This window comes from Pseudomonas sp. K8, assembly GCF_014889455.1.
GTDB classification, from domain to species: Bacteria; Pseudomonadota; Gammaproteobacteria; order Pseudomonadales; family Pseudomonadaceae; genus Aquipseudomonas; species Aquipseudomonas veronii.
Genome location: NZ_VJWO01000013.1, coordinates 114260 through 130329, shown reverse-complemented (window position 1 = coordinate 130329; position 16070 = coordinate 114260). Strand labels below are relative to the sequence as shown.

At 61.6% G+C, this 16070-nt stretch carries 13 protein-coding genes; 7 read left to right on the top strand and 6 right to left on the bottom strand.

All coding sequences use genetic code 11. From position 1 onward, the window contains the following. Nucleotides 1-170 precede the first annotated feature (170 nt). On the bottom strand, nucleotides 171-755 hold the full coding sequence (gene nfuA, locus INT12_RS12410) for a Fe-S biogenesis protein NfuA (RefSeq protein ID WP_003190728.1): 585 nt from the start codon (nucleotides 753-755) through the stop codon (nucleotides 171-173). Nucleotides 756-849: 94 nt separating this feature from the next. Then, a complete protein-coding gene (locus INT12_RS12405) occupies nucleotides 850-3144 on the bottom strand; it encodes a fatty acid cis/trans isomerase (protein WP_104903034.1) in 2295 nt (764 codons plus the stop codon). 164 nt (nucleotides 3145-3308) lie between these two features. On the opposite strand from INT12_RS12405, the gene metH reads away from it, so the two are divergent. Next, nucleotides 3309-7019 (top strand): methionine synthase, encoded by a 3711-nt coding sequence (metH, locus tag INT12_RS12400; RefSeq protein ID WP_017846602.1) that lies wholly within the window; start codon nucleotides 3309-3311, stop codon nucleotides 7017-7019. A 51-nt stretch (nucleotides 7020-7070) separates the two neighbouring features. Then, nucleotides 7071-7289, top strand: coding sequence for a DUF2970 domain-containing protein (locus tag INT12_RS12395; protein ID WP_017846603.1), 219 nt, complete (start codon nucleotides 7071-7073; stop codon nucleotides 7287-7289). On the opposite strand, the gene INT12_RS12390 is transcribed toward INT12_RS12395, so the two are convergent. Next, nucleotides 7286-8353 (bottom strand): ABC transporter substrate-binding protein, encoded by a 1068-nt coding sequence (locus tag INT12_RS12390; protein ID WP_017846604.1) that lies wholly within the window; start codon nucleotides 8351-8353, stop codon nucleotides 7286-7288. The genes INT12_RS12395 and INT12_RS12390 overlap by 4 nt on opposite strands. Nucleotides 8354-8775: 422 nt before the next feature. On the opposite strand from INT12_RS12390, the gene INT12_RS12385 reads away from it, so the two are divergent. Further along, nucleotides 8776-10434, top strand: a complete 1659-nt coding sequence (locus INT12_RS12385) for a nitrite/sulfite reductase (RefSeq protein ID WP_017846606.1) — start codon at nucleotides 8776-8778, stop codon at nucleotides 10432-10434. After that, nucleotides 10418-10912, top strand: coding sequence for a DUF934 domain-containing protein (locus INT12_RS12380; RefSeq protein WP_017846607.1), 495 nt, complete (start codon nucleotides 10418-10420; stop codon nucleotides 10910-10912). Before INT12_RS12385 ends, INT12_RS12380 begins: the two co-directional genes overlap by 17 nt. A gap of 40 nt (nucleotides 10913-10952) precedes the next feature. Here INT12_RS12380 and INT12_RS12375 read toward each other — a convergent pair whose 3' ends face one another. Next, the gene (locus INT12_RS12375; RefSeq protein ID WP_104904541.1) at nucleotides 10953-11357 is read right to left on the bottom strand and encodes a MerR family transcriptional regulator; all 405 of its coding nucleotides are present in this window, start codon (nucleotides 11355-11357) and stop codon (nucleotides 10953-10955) included. A 70-nt stretch (nucleotides 11358-11427) separates the two neighbouring features. On the opposite strand from INT12_RS12375, the gene INT12_RS12370 reads away from it, so the two are divergent. Both INT12_RS12370 and poxB read left to right on the top strand, forming a co-directional pair. Beyond that, on the top strand, nucleotides 11428-12651 hold the full coding sequence (locus tag INT12_RS12370; RefSeq protein WP_193040093.1) for an NADH:flavin oxidoreductase/NADH oxidase family protein: 1224 nt from the start codon (nucleotides 11428-11430) through the stop codon (nucleotides 12649-12651). 77 nt (nucleotides 12652-12728) lie between these two features. Continuing rightward, nucleotides 12729-14453: a ubiquinone-dependent pyruvate dehydrogenase gene (gene poxB, locus INT12_RS12365; protein WP_193040094.1), complete on the top strand. Its 1725-nt coding sequence runs from the start codon at nucleotides 12729-12731 to the stop codon at nucleotides 14451-14453. Nucleotides 14454-14557: 104 nt separating this feature from the next. On the opposite strand, the gene INT12_RS12360 is transcribed toward poxB, so the two are convergent. Continuing rightward, the gene (locus INT12_RS12360) at nucleotides 14558-15115 is read right to left on the bottom strand and encodes an NADPH-dependent FMN reductase (protein ID WP_017846611.1); all 558 of its coding nucleotides are present in this window, start codon (nucleotides 15113-15115) and stop codon (nucleotides 14558-14560) included. Between the two features lie 227 nt (nucleotides 15116-15342). Here INT12_RS12360 and INT12_RS12355 point away from each other — a divergent pair, with 227 nt between their 5' ends. Then, a complete protein-coding gene (locus INT12_RS12355; RefSeq protein WP_046383133.1) occupies nucleotides 15343-15579 on the top strand; it encodes a hypothetical protein in 237 nt (78 codons plus the stop codon). A 63-nt stretch (nucleotides 15580-15642) separates the two neighbouring features. Here INT12_RS12355 and INT12_RS12350 read toward each other — a convergent pair whose 3' ends face one another. After that, complete coding sequence (locus INT12_RS12350) at nucleotides 15643-15987, bottom strand: hypothetical protein (protein ID WP_017846613.1); 345 nt, start codon at nucleotides 15985-15987, stop codon at nucleotides 15643-15645. Nucleotides 15988-16070 lie beyond the last annotated feature (83 nt).

Genomic DNA, 16070 nt, shown 5'->3' with positions numbered 1-16070 from the left:
GGCGATGTTGTGGGTCAGTTCCAGTGCCCGAGCGAGACGCATAAAAAAATCCGATGCCAGTGTAGGCATCGGATTTTGATTTTTTGCGGCCAAAGGTCAAGCGAGAAGGCTTAACTGATCGGCATTACGCTCACGGGGCGCCGTTTTTTTGCTCGCAGTGAACACCTGACTCAGTAGTAGGCGTTTTCTTTCTGCGTATGGTCAGTCACATCGCGGACGCCCTTGAGCTCCGGAATGCGCTCCAGCAAGGTACGCTCGATGCCTTCACGCAGGGTCACATCCGCCTGGCCGCAGCCCTGGCAGCCGCCGCCGAACTTCAATACGGCGATACCGTCATCCACTACGTCGATCAAGCTGACCTGCCCACCGTGGCTGGCCAGCCCAGGGTTGATCTCGGTTTGCAGGTAGTAATTGATGCGCTCGTTGACCGGGCTGTCGGCATTGACGTTCGGCACCTTGGCGTTCGGCGCCTTGATGGTCAATTGGCCGCCCATGCGGTCAGTGGCGTAGTCGACCACCGCGTCGTCGAGGAACGCTTCGCTGAAGGCATCGATATACGCGGTGAAGCTTTTCAGCCCCAGCGCGGTGTCTTCCGGCTTCTCTTCGCCCGGCTTGCAGTAGGCGATGCACGTCTCGGCGTACTGGGTGCCAGGCTGGGTGATAAAGACGCGGATGCCGATACCCGGGGTGTTCTGCTTGGACAGCAGGTCAGCCAGGTAATCGTGGGCGGCGTCGGTAATGGTTATGGCAGTCATGGAAACTCCTCACAGGCTTGCTGGCAGTTTACGCCAAAATATTACGCAGATACAAAGCCCCAGTAATTTTGTCGGAAAAGCCTCACCATCGCCGTCAGAGGTTTTCATAGCGGTTCATATCCAGCACACCCTCTTCCACCGGCGTGGTTTCGCGGATGTAGGTCGACAGATCGTGGAAGTACTCCCAGAACTGCGGATGGCTGCGGCGCACACCCCAACGATCGACGATCTTCTCGAAGTGCTGGGCGTCGCGGGCACTTTCCATGGCCGCGACGAACGCCGGCACTTGCTCGGCCGGGATATTGAACATGAAGTTCGGATAACTGCTCAGCACGCCGGGGTAGACCGTCAACGTGTCCAGGCCCGGTTGATAGCGAGAAGCCTCACCCAGCATGAACGCGACATTAGTGTGGGCACGGTTGCGCAGCAGGCTGTAGACCTCACGATGACCGGTGCGGGTTTCGATGCGCAGCATGGTCGCTTCCGGCAATTGGTCGATGACCTTGAGCCCCGCCGCCGGGCGCAACGTCAGGCGACTCAGGGCCTGCTCGGCATCGCGCAGCACCGGTTCGAGGCCCGGCCGCGAGCAGTAGGCGCCGACACAGCGATTGATCGGGTCCGGGCTGGCATTGAGGTCGCCATAACGCGCCAGCAACTGGTTGACGAAATCGCGTTTCGGGTCTTTTTCATTCAGTTTCAGGCCGGTGGGTTTATCGTCGTCGATCGACTCATAGTCCATCCACAACTTGACCTTGCCGCCGTTCTGATACCAATCGTCGAGGAAATCGTCCCGCGAATTGGCCGGCATCAGGCGCAGGAAGTTCTGTTCGGCGCCATTGCGGATCAGGTCGAAGTACAAGCGGGTCTGGGCCTGATGGGAGACGTTGCCGAACACGTCGAAGTTGACCACCAATTGGTAGTAGGTGCGCTCCAGCAACGGGTAATCGAACAACCACATCGTCTGCGGGACTTCACCGATCAGGCCTTTATTGACCGACGCGCTGTCGAAGTGACGGAAGATGCTCAACAACGCATTGTCGTTGCCGGCCCACAGGGTCGACCAACCGGGCGCCGGCAACTCGCCATAGCGGTAGCGACGCAGCGCTTCGTACTCGTTGCGCTTGTCACGGTACTTGAGCCACAGGCTGAGCACGCTGCCCACGTCGTCGTTCTGCCCAGGCATTGCCAGCAATGGCGTGGCCCGGCCGCGATAGAGCGGATCGGTGATGTACAGGTCGTGTTCGGGGGCCTGGAACAGCGCCCAGAAATTGTCGCGGATCACGTCCGTGGCGATCTGGCCCCGGCACACCGGGCCGCGGATGAAGGTGCGGACAAAGTACTCGGCGTTATCGAGCATGAACTGGTAGCGCGCCTGGGCCGGAATCGCCTCGAACGTCTCGAACGGGTTGGCACGACGGCCCGGACCGTAGCCCGGCAAGGCGCTGACCTGCCAGTCGCCGCTGTAGAACAAGGCTTTGACCCGTTCCATTTTCGCCGCGCTGAGCGGGTACGTGATGTGGGTCTTATGGACGATCACCCCTTGTATCGGCCACAGCCGGTAGTAGATCCGGGTACCGGGATCGTCGTTGGGGCGACGGGTATTGATCAGGTCGATCGGCTGCCCGCTGGGGGTGCGCGAGCGGACCCACTGGAAGAAATGCCCCGGCTCACCGCCTTCGAAATACAGATGTGCGATAAACAGGTGTTCAAACAGCCAGCGGGCGACCAGGCTTTCGCGGGCGCCGGGGGCGTTGAGCAGGTTTTCCCACTGCAGCACCTGTGCGGCTTCCTGGGCACTTGGCGCCACGCCCTGCTGGTCAATCGGCGCACCTGAGGCCAGCCAACGTCGCAGGGTCTGGTACTGCTGGTCGCTCAAGCCGGTCACGGCCAGCGGCATGCCTTCATTGGGGTGCACGTCGGCGTAAGTGTCGAACTCCTCTGGCAGCGGGCACATGTTCTCGCGGTTCAGGCCCAGCACGATGTCGTCCGGCAGCTTGCCGTTGGGCTGCAACGGCGCGCGGCTGTGGCCCAGTTCGAGCATGCGCGCCATCAACGCAGCCTGGCTGCCTTGGGCGTCGAGCACGGAAGTGAAGCCTTCGTGCCGCCAGGCAGCCTTGCCGAACGCGTCGTAGAACAGACGCGTCGGCTTGGTCGCCTGACTGCGATCACCATCGTAGACCAGTACCTTGGTCGCCCCCCGCGCCGCGCCCTCGCCACTGCCCAGGTTCAACTGGCAGGCCGAGTCGTAGCAGGCATGGCACGCCACGCACTTCTCAGTGAAGATCGGTTGGATATCACGGGTGTAGGAAAGCGCCGGAGCGGGATCTTGGGCCTGTGTAGTGCTGCCAATCAGCAACAAAACGAAGCTGATGATGATGCGATACGGCATGAGCCTGGTCCCGATATGAAGCCAAAATAGAAAACCCCGCGGATTCTACCGATCTAACACGCGCACCAACATGAACGATATTCATGCAAAACCTGCACATGCTCCAAATCCACACAGGTTTGCTATGATCCACGCCCTCCGTAATGCCTGAACAGAGTAGTCCCATGTCCGATCGTAGCGCTCGTCTGCAAGCCCTTCACCAAGCCCTCAAGGAACGCATCCTGATCCTCGACGGCGGCATGGGCACGATGATCCAGAGCTATAAGCTGGAAGAACAGGACTACCGCGGCAAACGGTTTGCCGACTGGCCGAGCGACGTCAAGGGTAACAACGACCTGTTGCTGCTCAGCCGTCCGGACGTCATCGCCTCCATCGAGAAGGCGTACCTGGATGCCGGCGCCGACATCCTCGAAACCAACACCTTCAACGCCACCCAAGTGTCCCAGGCCGATTACGGCATGGAGTCGCTCGCCTACGAGTTGAACGTAGAAGGTGCCCGCGTCGCGCGCAAGGTGGCCGACGCCAAGACCCTGGAGACGCCGGACAAGCCACGCTTCGTCGCCGGCGTGCTCGGCCCGACCAGCCGTACCTGCTCGCTGTCGCCGGATGTGAACAACCCCGGCTACCGCAACGTGACCTTCGATGAACTGGTGGAGAACTACACCGAGGCCACCAAGGGCCTGATCGAAGGCGGCGCGGACCTGATCCTCATCGAAACCATTTTCGACACCCTCAACGCCAAGGCCGCGATCTTTGCCGTGCAGGGTGTATTCGAAGAGCTGGGCTTCGAATTGCCGATCATGATCTCCGGCACCATCACCGACGCCTCCGGCCGCACCCTGTCGGGCCAGACCACCGAAGCGTTCTGGAACTCGGTCAGCCACGCCAAGCCGATTTCCGTGGGCCTCAACTGCGCCCTGGGCGCCAGCGAGTTGCGCCCGTACCTCGAAGAGCTGTCGAACAAGGCCAACACTTATGTGTCCGCGCACCCTAACGCCGGCCTGCCCAACGAATTCGGCGAATACGACGAATTGCCGGCGCAAACCGCCAAAGTCATCGAAGAATTCGCCCAGAGCGGCTTCCTGAACATTGTCGGCGGTTGCTGTGGCACCACGCCGGGGCATATCGAAGCCATCGCCAAGGCCGTGGCCGGTTACGCGCCGCGCCAGATCCCGGACATCCCCAAGGCCTGCCGCCTGTCGGGCCTGGAGCCGTTCACCATCGATCGCCAGTCGTTGTTCGTCAACGTCGGCGAACGTACCAACATCACCGGCTCCGCCCGTTTCGCCCGGCTTATCCGCGAAGACAACTACACCGAAGCCCTCGAAGTCGCCCTGCAGCAGGTGGAAGCCGGCGCCCAGGTGATCGACATCAACATGGACGAAGGCATGCTCGATTCGAAGAAGGCCATGGTGACCTTCCTCAATCTGATTGCCGGCGAGCCGGACATCTCCCGCGTGCCGATCATGATCGACTCCTCCAAGTGGGAAGTGATCGAAGCCGGCCTCAAGTGCATCCAGGGCAAGGGCATCGTCAACTCCATCAGCATGAAGGAAGGCGTCGAGCAGTTCATCCATCACGCCAAGCTGTGCAAACGCTACGGTGCCGCCGTGGTGGTGATGGCCTTCGACGAAGCCGGCCAGGCCGACACCGAAGCGCGCAAGAAAGAGATCTGCAAACGCTCCTACGACATCCTGGTCAATGAAGTCGGCTTCCCGCCGGAAGACATCATCTTCGACCCGAACATCTTCGCGGTCGCCACCGGTATCGAAGAGCACAACAACTACGCCGTCGACTTCATCAACGCCTGCGCCTACATCCGCGACGAGCTGCCGTATGCGCTGACGTCCGGCGGCGTGTCCAACGTGTCGTTCTCGTTCCGCGGCAACAACCCGGTGCGCGAGGCGATCCACTCGGTGTTCCTGCTGTATGCGATCCGCAACGGCCTGACCATGGGCATCGTCAACGCCGGCCAGTTGGAGATCTACGACCAGATCCCCGCCGAACTGCGCGACGCGGTGGAAGACGTGGTGCTCAACCGCACCCCGGACGGCACCGATGCCCTGCTCGCCATCGCCGACAAGTACAAGGGCGACGGCAGCGTCAAGGAAGCCGAAACCGAGGAATGGCGCGGCTGGCCGGTCAACAAGCGCCTGGAACACGCGCTGGTCAAGGGCATCACCACGCACATCGTCGAAGACACCGAAGAGTCCCGGCAGTCGTTCGCGCGCCCGATCGAAGTGATCGAAGGCCCGCTGATGTCCGGCATGAACATCGTCGGCGACCTGTTTGGCGCGGGCAAAATGTTCCTGCCGCAGGTGGTCAAGTCGGCGCGGGTGATGAAGCAAGCTGTGGCCCACTTGATCCCGTTCATCGAACTGGAAAAAGGCGACAAGCCGGAAGCCAAGGGCAAGATCCTCATGGCCACGGTGAAGGGCGACGTGCATGACATCGGCAAGAATATCGTCGGCGTGGTGCTGGGATGCAACGGCTATGACATCGTCGATCTGGGCGTGATGGTGCCGGCGGAGAAGATCCTGCAGGTGGCCAAGGAACAGAAGTGCGACATCATCGGGCTGTCCGGCCTGATCACCCCGTCCCTTGATGAGATGGTCCACGTCGCCCGCGAAATGCAGCGCCAGGACTTCCACCTGCCGCTGATGATCGGTGGCGCCACCACCTCCAAGGCGCACACGGCGGTGAAGATCGAACCCAAGTACAGCAATGATGCAGTGATCTACGTGACCGACGCCTCGCGCGCGGTGGGCGTGGCCACGCAGCTGCTGTCCAAGGAATTGAAGGCCGGTTTCGTCGAGAAGACCCGCCTGGAATACATCGAAGTGCGCGAGCGCACCTCGAACCGCAGCGCACGCACCGAACGCCTGAGCTACCCGGCGGCGATCGCCAAGAAGCCGCAGTTCGACTGGAGCACTTACACGCCGGTCACGCCGACCTTTACCGGCGCCAAGGTGCTGGACAACATCGACCTCAAGGTGCTCGCCGAATACATCGACTGGACTCCGTTCTTCATCTCCTGGGACCTGGCCGGCAAGTTCCCGCGCATCCTCACCGATGAAGTGGTGGGTGAAGCCGCCACGGCGCTGTATGCCGACGCCCAGGAAATGCTCGCCAAGCTGATCGACGAGAAGCTGATCAGCGCTCGCGCGGTATTTGGTTTCTGGCCGGCCAACCAGGTGAACGATGACGACCTGGAAGTCTACGGCGACGACGGGCAGCCCCTGGCAACCTTGCACCACCTGCGCCAGCAGATCATCAAGACCGACGGCAAGCCGAACTTCTCCCTGGCCGACTTCGTCGCGCCCAAAGACAGCGGCATCACCGACTACGTGGGAGGGTTTATCACCACCGCGGGCATCGGCGCCGAGGAAGTGGCCAAGGCTTACCAGGACGCGGGCGACGACTACAACTCGATCATGGTCAAGGCCCTGGCCGACCGCCTGGCCGAAGCCTGCGCCGAATGGCTGCACCAACAGGTGCGCAAAGATTACTGGGGTTATGCCAAGGACGAGCAACTGGACAATGACGCGCTGATCAAGGAACAGTACAGCGGCATCCGCCCTGCCCCCGGCTACCCGGCGTGCCCCGACCACACCGAGAAAGGCACCCTGTTCCAACTGCTGGACCCCGAGGCCCGCGAGATGCATGCCGGCCGCAGCGGCGTGTTCCTTACTGAGCACTACGCGATGTTCCCGGCGGCTGCGGTCAGCGGCTGGTACTTCGCCCACCCGCAGGCGCAGTACTTCGCCGTGGGCAAGGTCGACAAAGACCAGGTGGCGAGCTACACCGCACGCAAAGGCCAGGACCTGGCCGTGACCGAGCGCTGGTTGGCACCGAACCTGGGTTACGACAACTAAGCACGCGCAGATTGTCTATGCTTGCCTCACACATCTTGTGTCGAGGCACGTATGGACGATCCAGCCAACAACAAACCGCCTACCCTGTGGCAGATGCTGCACAGCGTCGTCGCCGCCGCCTTTGGCGTGCAGAGCGGCAAGAACCGCGCCCGCGACTTTACCCATGGCAAGCCCAGCCACTTTGTGGTCCTGGGCATTCTGTTCACAGTGGTGTTTGCCTTGACGCTGTTCGGCATCGTCAAACTGGTGTTGCTGCTGGCCGGGGTCTAGTGCAGCAGCAGACGCATGCTGAAGGGGTAACCATAGGACGCAGGCTTGCCCAGGGCGGACAGTGCGCGGAAATTTACCGTCGGCATGGGCCCCAGCAAGCGCCGCGCCTGGGCGGAATCGATCAGTTGGAATAGCGCCTCCTGGCGGTCGCGCCCGCCGTGAGCGACGATGTCCACGCCCTTGGCATCATCATTGATCAGCACCATCGCCCACCCGCCCACGGTGAAATGCCCGGCGACCAGGGACGACAACTGCCCGTTCAGACGCGCCTGCAAGATCTCCGGCGAACTGTTGACCGCACTGAACAGCGCGTCCTTGCCAGGCACGCGCCCGCTGTCCCGAAACGCCTGCATGGCACCCAGCGCCATCTGATCGTTGGCCGACCACACCAGCGCCGTGTGCGGGTAACGCTTGAACAGCTGCGTCGCTTGCTCGAAGGCGCGCTCGCGGCTCCACTCTCCATAAACCAACTGACGCAGGCGCACCTCGGGGTGTTCGGCCAGCGCCCGGTGCATGCCCTGCTCTCGCAACAGGGCAACGGGAGTGGTCTTGATGCCGGAGAAGGCCAGCAGGTCGAGGGATTCGCCGGGCGCAACACGGCCGTGCTGGCGCAACATGTCCTTGAGCATCAGGTAGCCGGCCTCTTCGTCGTCGGCGACCAGGCTTCCGATCAGATCGATGCCCGTGCGGGCGCCCAACAATTGCACCTGGTCGGCGGTCAGCGCGCTGTTCACCACCAGTAATTTCACCCCACTGCCCTGGGCCATGCGCAGAATCTGCGGGGCGACATACTGCTCATTGACCAGCACCAGATAATCCGGCCGCTCGCGGCCTTGCAGTTCCTCCCGGGCCTGGACCAATGTGGTGTGAAGATCGCGCTCGCCATAGCGCACGCGCAAATCCAGGCCGAGGTCCTTGGCCGCGGCCTGCATGAATTGCGCGTAACTGACCCAAAAGGTTTCCGTCGACATGCCCGGGTTGAGAAACACCACCGACGCCGCCTGAGCCACGCCACAAAATGCTGGCCCCAGCAACCACACACACGCAAACAGAACCTTCACCATGGTTATTCAAGCCTTGAACATTGACCGCCATGATACTGGCAATCGGACAGTCATTCGAGGCTCAGTCAACGCTGTTTACTGGTGGCCAACCCAGAACACCGCCGTCCCTACCACGAGAATGATCAGAAATAGAATGGCCCAGGCATCCACGGTACTGTCGGGTTTACGGGCTTTTGTCGGATGGCTCATCGCATCGCCTCTTGTCGGTTTTATAGGTGATTGCATTCAGACTCGCCCACAGTAAAGTTGATGATTGCCCGCATGACAAATGCGTGTATACCGACAATCGTTCCCATTAGTCGATTTGGTTCTTTGCATATACTCAAACATCACTTTTGCGCATAAACGCAAACTGGTATCGTGCCCCGGCTCCGTTGGGAGTGCGCGGCCGTGCGCGCAGATTTGCCGAGAACAGGACCTATATGTACGTATACGACGAATACGATCAGCGCATCATCGAGGACCGCGTCAAGCAGTTCCGTGATCAGACCCGACGCTACCTAGCAGGTGAACTGAGCGAAGAAGAGTTCCGCCCTCTGCGCCTGCAAAATGGCCTTTATGTTCAGCGCTTTGCGCCGATGCTGCGGGTGGCCGTGCCCTATGGCCAACTGACTTCGCGCCAGACACGCATGATGGCCAAGATTGCCCGCGACTTCGACAAGGGCTACGCCCACATCAGTACCCGCCAGAACGTGCAGTTCAACTGGCCGGCGCTGGAAGACGTGCCGGACATCCTGGCTGAACTGGCCACCGTGCAGATGCACGCCATTCAGACCAGCGGTAACTGCCTGCGCAACGTGACCACCGACCAATTCGCCGGGGTTGCCGCCGACGAACTGATCGACCCGCGCCCCTGGTGTGAAATCGTCCGCCAATGGACCACGTTCCACCCAGAATTCGCTTACCTGCCGCGCAAGTTCAAGATCGCCATCAATGGCTCGACATCGGACCGTGCGGCGATCGAAGTACACGACATCGGCCTGGAGCCGGTCCACAACGCCGCCGGCGAGTTGGGCTTCCGTGTACTGGTAGGCGGTGGCCTGGGGCGTACCCCGGTGGTCGGCGCGTTTATCAACGAGTTCCTGCCGTGGCAGGACCTGCTGAGCTACCTCGACGCGATCCTGCGGGTCTACAACCGCTATGGCCGTCGCGACAACAAATACAAGGCGCGGATCAAGATCCTGGTCAAGGCGCTGACCCCTGAGGTGTTCGCGCAGAAAGTCGACGCCGAGATGGAACACCTGCGCGGCGGCCAGACCACCCTGACCGACGCCGAAGTCCACCGCGTGGCCAAACACTTCGTCGACCCCGAGTACAAAGCCCTGGGCAATCAGGACGCCGAACTCGCCGCACTCGACCAGCAGCACCCAGGCTTCGCCCGCTGGCGTGTGCGCAACACCCTGGCGCACAAAAAGCCGGGCTATGTCGCCGTGACCCTGTCGCTCAAGCCTACCGGCGTCGCCCCCGGCGATATCACCGACAAGCAGCTGGACGCCGTGGCCGACCTGGCCGAGCGCTACAGCTTCGGTCAACTGCGCACCTCCCACGAGCAGAACATCATTCTCGCGGACGTTGAGCAGAGCCAACTGTTCACCCTGTGGGGCGAACTGCGCGAAGGGGGTTTCGCCACGCCGAACATCGGCCTGCTGACCGACATCATCTGCTGCCCGGGCGGCGACTTCTGCTCCCTGGCCAACGCCAAGTCGATCCCGATCGCCGAATCGATCCAGCGCCGTTTCGACGACCTGGACTACCTGTTCGACATCGGCGAACTGGACCTGAACATTTCCGGTTGCATGAACGCCTGTGGTCACCACCACGTCGGCCACATCGGCATCCTGGGCGTGGACAAGAAAGGCGAAGAATTCTACCAAGTGTCCCTGGGTGGCAGCGCCAGCCGCGATGCGAGCCTGGGCAAGATCCTCGGCCCATCCTTCGCCCAGGAAGCCATGCCCGAGGTGATCGGCAAACTGATCGATGTGTACATCGAGCAGCGCACCGAAGATGAGCGTTTCATCGACACCTACCAGCGCATCGGCATTGACCTGTTCAAGGAGCGCGTCTATGCAGCGAATCATTAAGAACAACGAAGTCGTCGACGAAACCTGGCACCTGCTGCCCAAGGACGCGACCTTCGACGGCATCTCCAACTGCGACGACCTGATCGTGCCGCTGGCGCTGTGGCGCGAGCACGGTCATGCGCTCAAGGCCCGTGACGGCGGCCTGGGCGTGTGGCTGGACGCCGATGAAGAAGCCGAAGAGATCGGTGACGACGTGGCGCACTTCCAGGTCATCGCCCTGAACTTCCCGGCCTTCACCGACGGGCGCAACTACTCCAATGCGCGCCTGCTGCGTGACCGCTACGGTTACAAAGGCGAATTGCGCGCGATTGGCGACGTGTTGCGCGACCAACTGTTCTACCTGCACCGCTGCGGGTTCGATGCCTTCGCCTTGCGCCCCGACAAAGACCCGTATGAAGCGCTGGAAAGCCTCAAGGACTTTTCCGTGACGTACCAGGCTGCAACGGACGAGCCGCTGCCGCTGTTCCGTCGCCGTTAAGCGTTAGCATCGCGAACAGCCCTGGCATGCCAGGGCTTTTTTATACATCGAGTTTGATCGACGCCAGCACCTGCTTCTGCTCCATGGAACACGGCACACCCTCCGGCTGCGCGCGCACCGCCGCGATCACGCCCAGCAACTGCGCCTTGCTGTGCGCCAGTTGCGCCTGCATCCCTTCGATCTGCTGCACCTTACGCTCCAACGCCTCAATCAGCGCCTCGCGCTTGTGCTCGCCCGGCGTCGGCATCAGCGCCTTGAGTTCCTGCAAGGTAAACCCGGCCTGTTGCGCGCTCTGGATCAGTTGCAGGGTTTGCAGGGCCTCGGGGGCATAACGCCGATAGCCGTTGGCCTGCCTGCCCACCTGGCTGATCAACCCTTCGGCCTCATAAAACCGAATACGCGACGCCGCCAGCCCGCTCTGTTTCGCCAGTTCACCAATATTCATCGCCATGCCCGCTTGACATTAAAGTTAACTTTAAGCTTAGCCTGAGGCCTCCCCCGCTCAGGAGTCAACCATGTCACCTTTCGAACCCTTGCAACTGCCCAACGGCCAAGTCCTTGTCAACCGTATCGCCAAGGCTGCGATGGAGGAGAATATGGCCGACGCCCAACAAGCGCCGTCCCGTGAATTGAAGCAGTTGTACCAGGCCTGGGCGGATGGCGAGCCCGGCTTGCTGCTGACCGGTAACGTGATGATCGACCGCCGCGCCATGACCGGCCCCGGCGGCGTTGCGCTGGAGGACGAGCGGTCACTGGACAGCTTTCGCGAATGGGCGGCCGTCGGACGCAACAACGGCGGGCACTTCTGGGTGCAGCTCAATCATCCAGGGCGCCAGACGCCGGCCAACCTGCGCCAGCAAGCCTTGGCGCCGTCCGCCGTGGCCCTCGACCTGGGTATTTTTTCGAAGATGTTCGCCAAGCCCAGGGCTATGTCCGAAGACGAGATCCAGAACGTGATCACGCGCTTTGCCACCAGCGCGCGCCTGGCCGAGAAAGCCGGGTTTACAGGCGTGCAGATCCACGCAGCGCATGGCTACTTGCTCAGCCAGTTTCTCTCGCCCTTGAGCAACCGGCGCACCGATCACTGGGGCGGCTCGCTGCAGAACCGCGCACGCTTGCTGATTGAAGTGATCAAGGCCGTTCGCGCCAGTGTCAGCCCCTCGTTTTGCGTGGGGGTGAAACTCAACTCGGCAGACTTCCAGCGCGGCGGCTTCGACGCGGACGATGCGCGTGCCGTGATTGAGCTGCTCAATGCCCTGCCCATCGACCTGCTGGAGCTGTCCGGCGGCAGCTACGAAGCACCGGCCATGCAGGGCGAAGCCCGGGACGGGCGGACCCTGGCCCGCGAAGCGTATTTCCTGGAAATGGCCCGCGAACTGGCGACCCTCGCAAACATGCCGGTGATGGTCACCGGTGGCATTCGCCGCCTGCCGGTGGTGCAGCAAGTCCTCGACAGCGGCATCGCCATGGCCGGTATCGCCACCGCCCTGACCCTGGAACCGCAACTGATCAAACACTGGCGCGAAGGTCGCGACCCCAACCCGCAACTCACATCGATCAGTTGGCAGCGCAAGCCCCTCGCCGCCCTCGCCGTGGTGCGTCACCAGATGCGTTGCCTGAGCCGCGGCCATCGCCCCAATCCCAACGTTGCGCCGTGCATGGCACTGGTCCGCGATCAATGGTTTATCGCCCGGCGCACTCGCCAATACCGCGCAACCATGACGCAATCTTCACATTAAGCACGGAGCATTCGCCGTGATCGAACTGTCCTCTATTGATCAGCCACTTTTAACCTCACTGACGATTGGAGTTCTTCATGGCGAAAATCAACCTGGCCCAGCAATTGGCAACCACCCTTGAACAGGCGGGCATCAAGCGCATCTGGGGCCTGACCGGCGACAGCCTCAATGGCCTCACCGACGCACTGCGCACCATGGACAGCATCGAGTGGATGCATGTGCGCCACGAAGAGGTCGCCGCGTTCGCCGCCGGTGCCGAAGCCGCCGCCACCGGCGAGTTGGCGGTGTGCGCCGGCAGTTGCGGGCCGGGGAATCTGCATTTGATCAACGGCCTGTTCGACTGCCATCGCAACCATGTACCGGTGTTGGCCATCGCCGCACAAATCCCGTCTTCCGAAATCGGTTTGAACTACTTCCAGGAAACCCACCCCCAGGAACTGTTCAAAGAGTGCAGCCACTTCATCGAACTGGTGACCAACCCCGAGCAGATGCCCCAAGTGCTGCATCGCGCCATGCGCGCGGCAATCCTCAATCGCGGCGTGGCGGTGGTGGTGATCCCCGGGGATGTGTCGCTGCTGGAAGTGGAAGACACGCTCAAACCCTGGCCGGCCCTGCATGCGCCGCGCACCCTGCCGGCGGAACAGGACCTGCAACGCCTCAGCGAAATCCTCGACAGCAGCCAGAAAGTCACCTTGCTGTGCGGCAGCGGTTGCGCCGGCGCCCATGCCCAAGTGGTGGCCCTGGCCGATGCCTTGGGCGCGCCGGTGGTACACGCTTTGCGCGGCAAGGAGCACGTGGAATGGGACAACCCGTTCGACGTGGGCATGACCGGCCTGATCGGTTTCAGCTCCGGTTACCACGCCATGCTCAATTGCGACACGCTGATCATGCTCGGCACCGATTTTCCGTACCGCCAGTTCTACCCCACCGACGCGAAGATCATCCAGATCGATCGCAACCCCCAGGCGCTGGGTCGACGTGCCACCCTGGACCTGGGCATCGCCGCTGACGTGAGCGAGACGCTCGACGCACTGCTGCCGCGCCTGACCCGCAAGGCCGACCGCAGCTTCCTCGAAACGTCCTTGAAACACTACGAGAAAGCCCGCCAGGGCCTCGACGACCTGGCGCAAGCGTCGAAGGCCAACCGGCCGATTCACCCGCAGTACGTGGCGCGCCTGCTCAGCGAACTGGCCGACGACGATGCGATCTTCACCGCCGACGTCGGCTCGCCCACCGTGTGGGCGGCGCGCTACCTGAAAATGAATGGCAAACGGCGCCTGATCGGATCGTTCAACTACGGCTCGATGGCCAACGCCATGCCCCAGGCCATCGGTGCCCAGGCGGCTTTCCCCGGGCGACAGGTGATCTCAATGTCCGGCGACGGCGGTTTTACCATGTTGATGGGGGATTTCATTTCGTTGGCGCAGCTGAAACTGCCGGTGAAGGTCATCGTGTTCGATAACGCATCACTCGGTTTTGTCGCCATGGAAATGAAAGCCGCCGGCTACCTTGAGGCCGGCACCGAGCTGAAAAACCCGGACTTCGCCGCCATGTCCAACGCCATGGGCATCCTGGGCATTCGCGTGGAGCAATCCGAAGACCTCGAACCGGCCCTGCGCCGCGCCCTGGCCCATGACGGCCCGGTGCTGGTGGACGTGGTGACGGCGACCCAGGAGCTGGTGATGCCACCCAGTATCAAGCTGGAACAGGCCAAGGGTTTCAGCCTGTACATGCTCAAGGCAGTGATGAGCGGGCGCGGGGATGAAGTGATCGAGCTGGCGCGCACCAACTGGTTACGCTGATGTGAACACAGGCTGACGGGCTTGCCCGCGATTGCGCGGCTTCAGTGCATGCATCTTCAACTGATACATCGCCATCGCGAGCCAGCCCGTTTCCACATCGGCGATCAGCCGTGCTGTTTTTCTACCCACTTGCCGTAGGCATCGATAAACGCCTGCAGGAACGGCTTGGTTTTCTCCGACAGTTTGCCCGCCTCGTCGAACACACTGCCCGCGCCGCCCAGGTAGGCTTCCGGCTGCTGCATGCACGGCACGTCGAGGAACACCAGGGACTGGCGCAGATGGTGGTTGGCGCCAAAGCCGCCGACAGCCCCCGGCGACACACTGATAATCGCCCCCGGCTTGCCGCTCCAGGCGCTTTGCCCGTAAGGGCGCGAGCCCACATCGATGGCATTCTTCAGCGGGGCGGGCACGGAGCGGTTGTATTCGGGGGTCACGAACAGCACTGCGTCGGATGAACGCACTTGTTGACGGAAAGTACTGTAGGCTGCGGGCGGTGATGCCCCGTCGATGTCCTCGTTGTAGAGCGGCAAATCGCCAATTTCGACAATGTTCAATGTGAGGTTGGCGGGGGCCAGTTCGGCCAATGCCAGGGCGACCTTGCGGTTGATCGACTCTTTTCTCAAGCTGCCCACCAGGACGGCAATCGTGTAGACCTTGCTCATTGAGGTTTCCCGACGTCTGACTAAAGGAGCTTGTAGTTATAGAGCCTTCGCGACGCGTTCACCAGAAGGTTTTGATAATTCCCCCGGCGTCTGCCTCGCGACCACCCGCGTAGGTAGCGTCTGAAAACATCAACGAATAGTATTTTTTTTCCATAGGTAAACTACCCCGCTCCATGACGGTCTACAGAACCGCAAATCGAGTGTTTATCTCCAGAGGTTCTAAACAGATGGCAGCAGTACTTGTCGGACAGTTCCATGCCAGAGACGCAGAAGGACGCGTGTATTCGGTGCATGAGTTCCAGGAATCCACCCCGCCGCTAGACGGCCTGGCTGGCTCGGCGCCCACCACAACCTACAAGCTGGCCATTGGCGACCGTGTAGAAAAACTGGAAGGCGATGAATTCAAATTGATTCAGTCCGGGACCATTATCGTCCGCGAATCGGAAACCGTCCGCGCGCAATAAGCTTGAGCCCCCGAGCGTACCTGCTCAGTCCTGGCCATTGACGGCATTGACTGGGCCGGGCGATCACGGGCGGCGAACCTCCGTCACTTCAATCCCAGGGTCTCCCTCAACCTGTTTGAGCGTGACCATCAGTCGCCCCTTCTCGCCCTCGACGTCATACATCAAGCGCTTGTAGCCCGGCGTACCATACGCGGGATACGCCACCACCTGCCTGACCAGCGTGATGCCCAACACCGCACCCACCTGCGCGCCCACCTGTTCCTGGGAACGGATGAACGCATCGAGTGCGAGGTTTTCGGACGTAGTGTCGTCGGGATTGCTCAAGAGATAAGCGGCCACGCCTCCCACGGTCACCAGGACCAGCAGTTGCCTGGCCGTTACCCCGAAGAAGTTCGCGGGCATCGGCATTTGAGACCAGACCTGTTTTTGTTGTAAGTACCGGGTAACCGGCATTGGTCGTTGATGATCAGACCAACCATTCTAAACAGGTC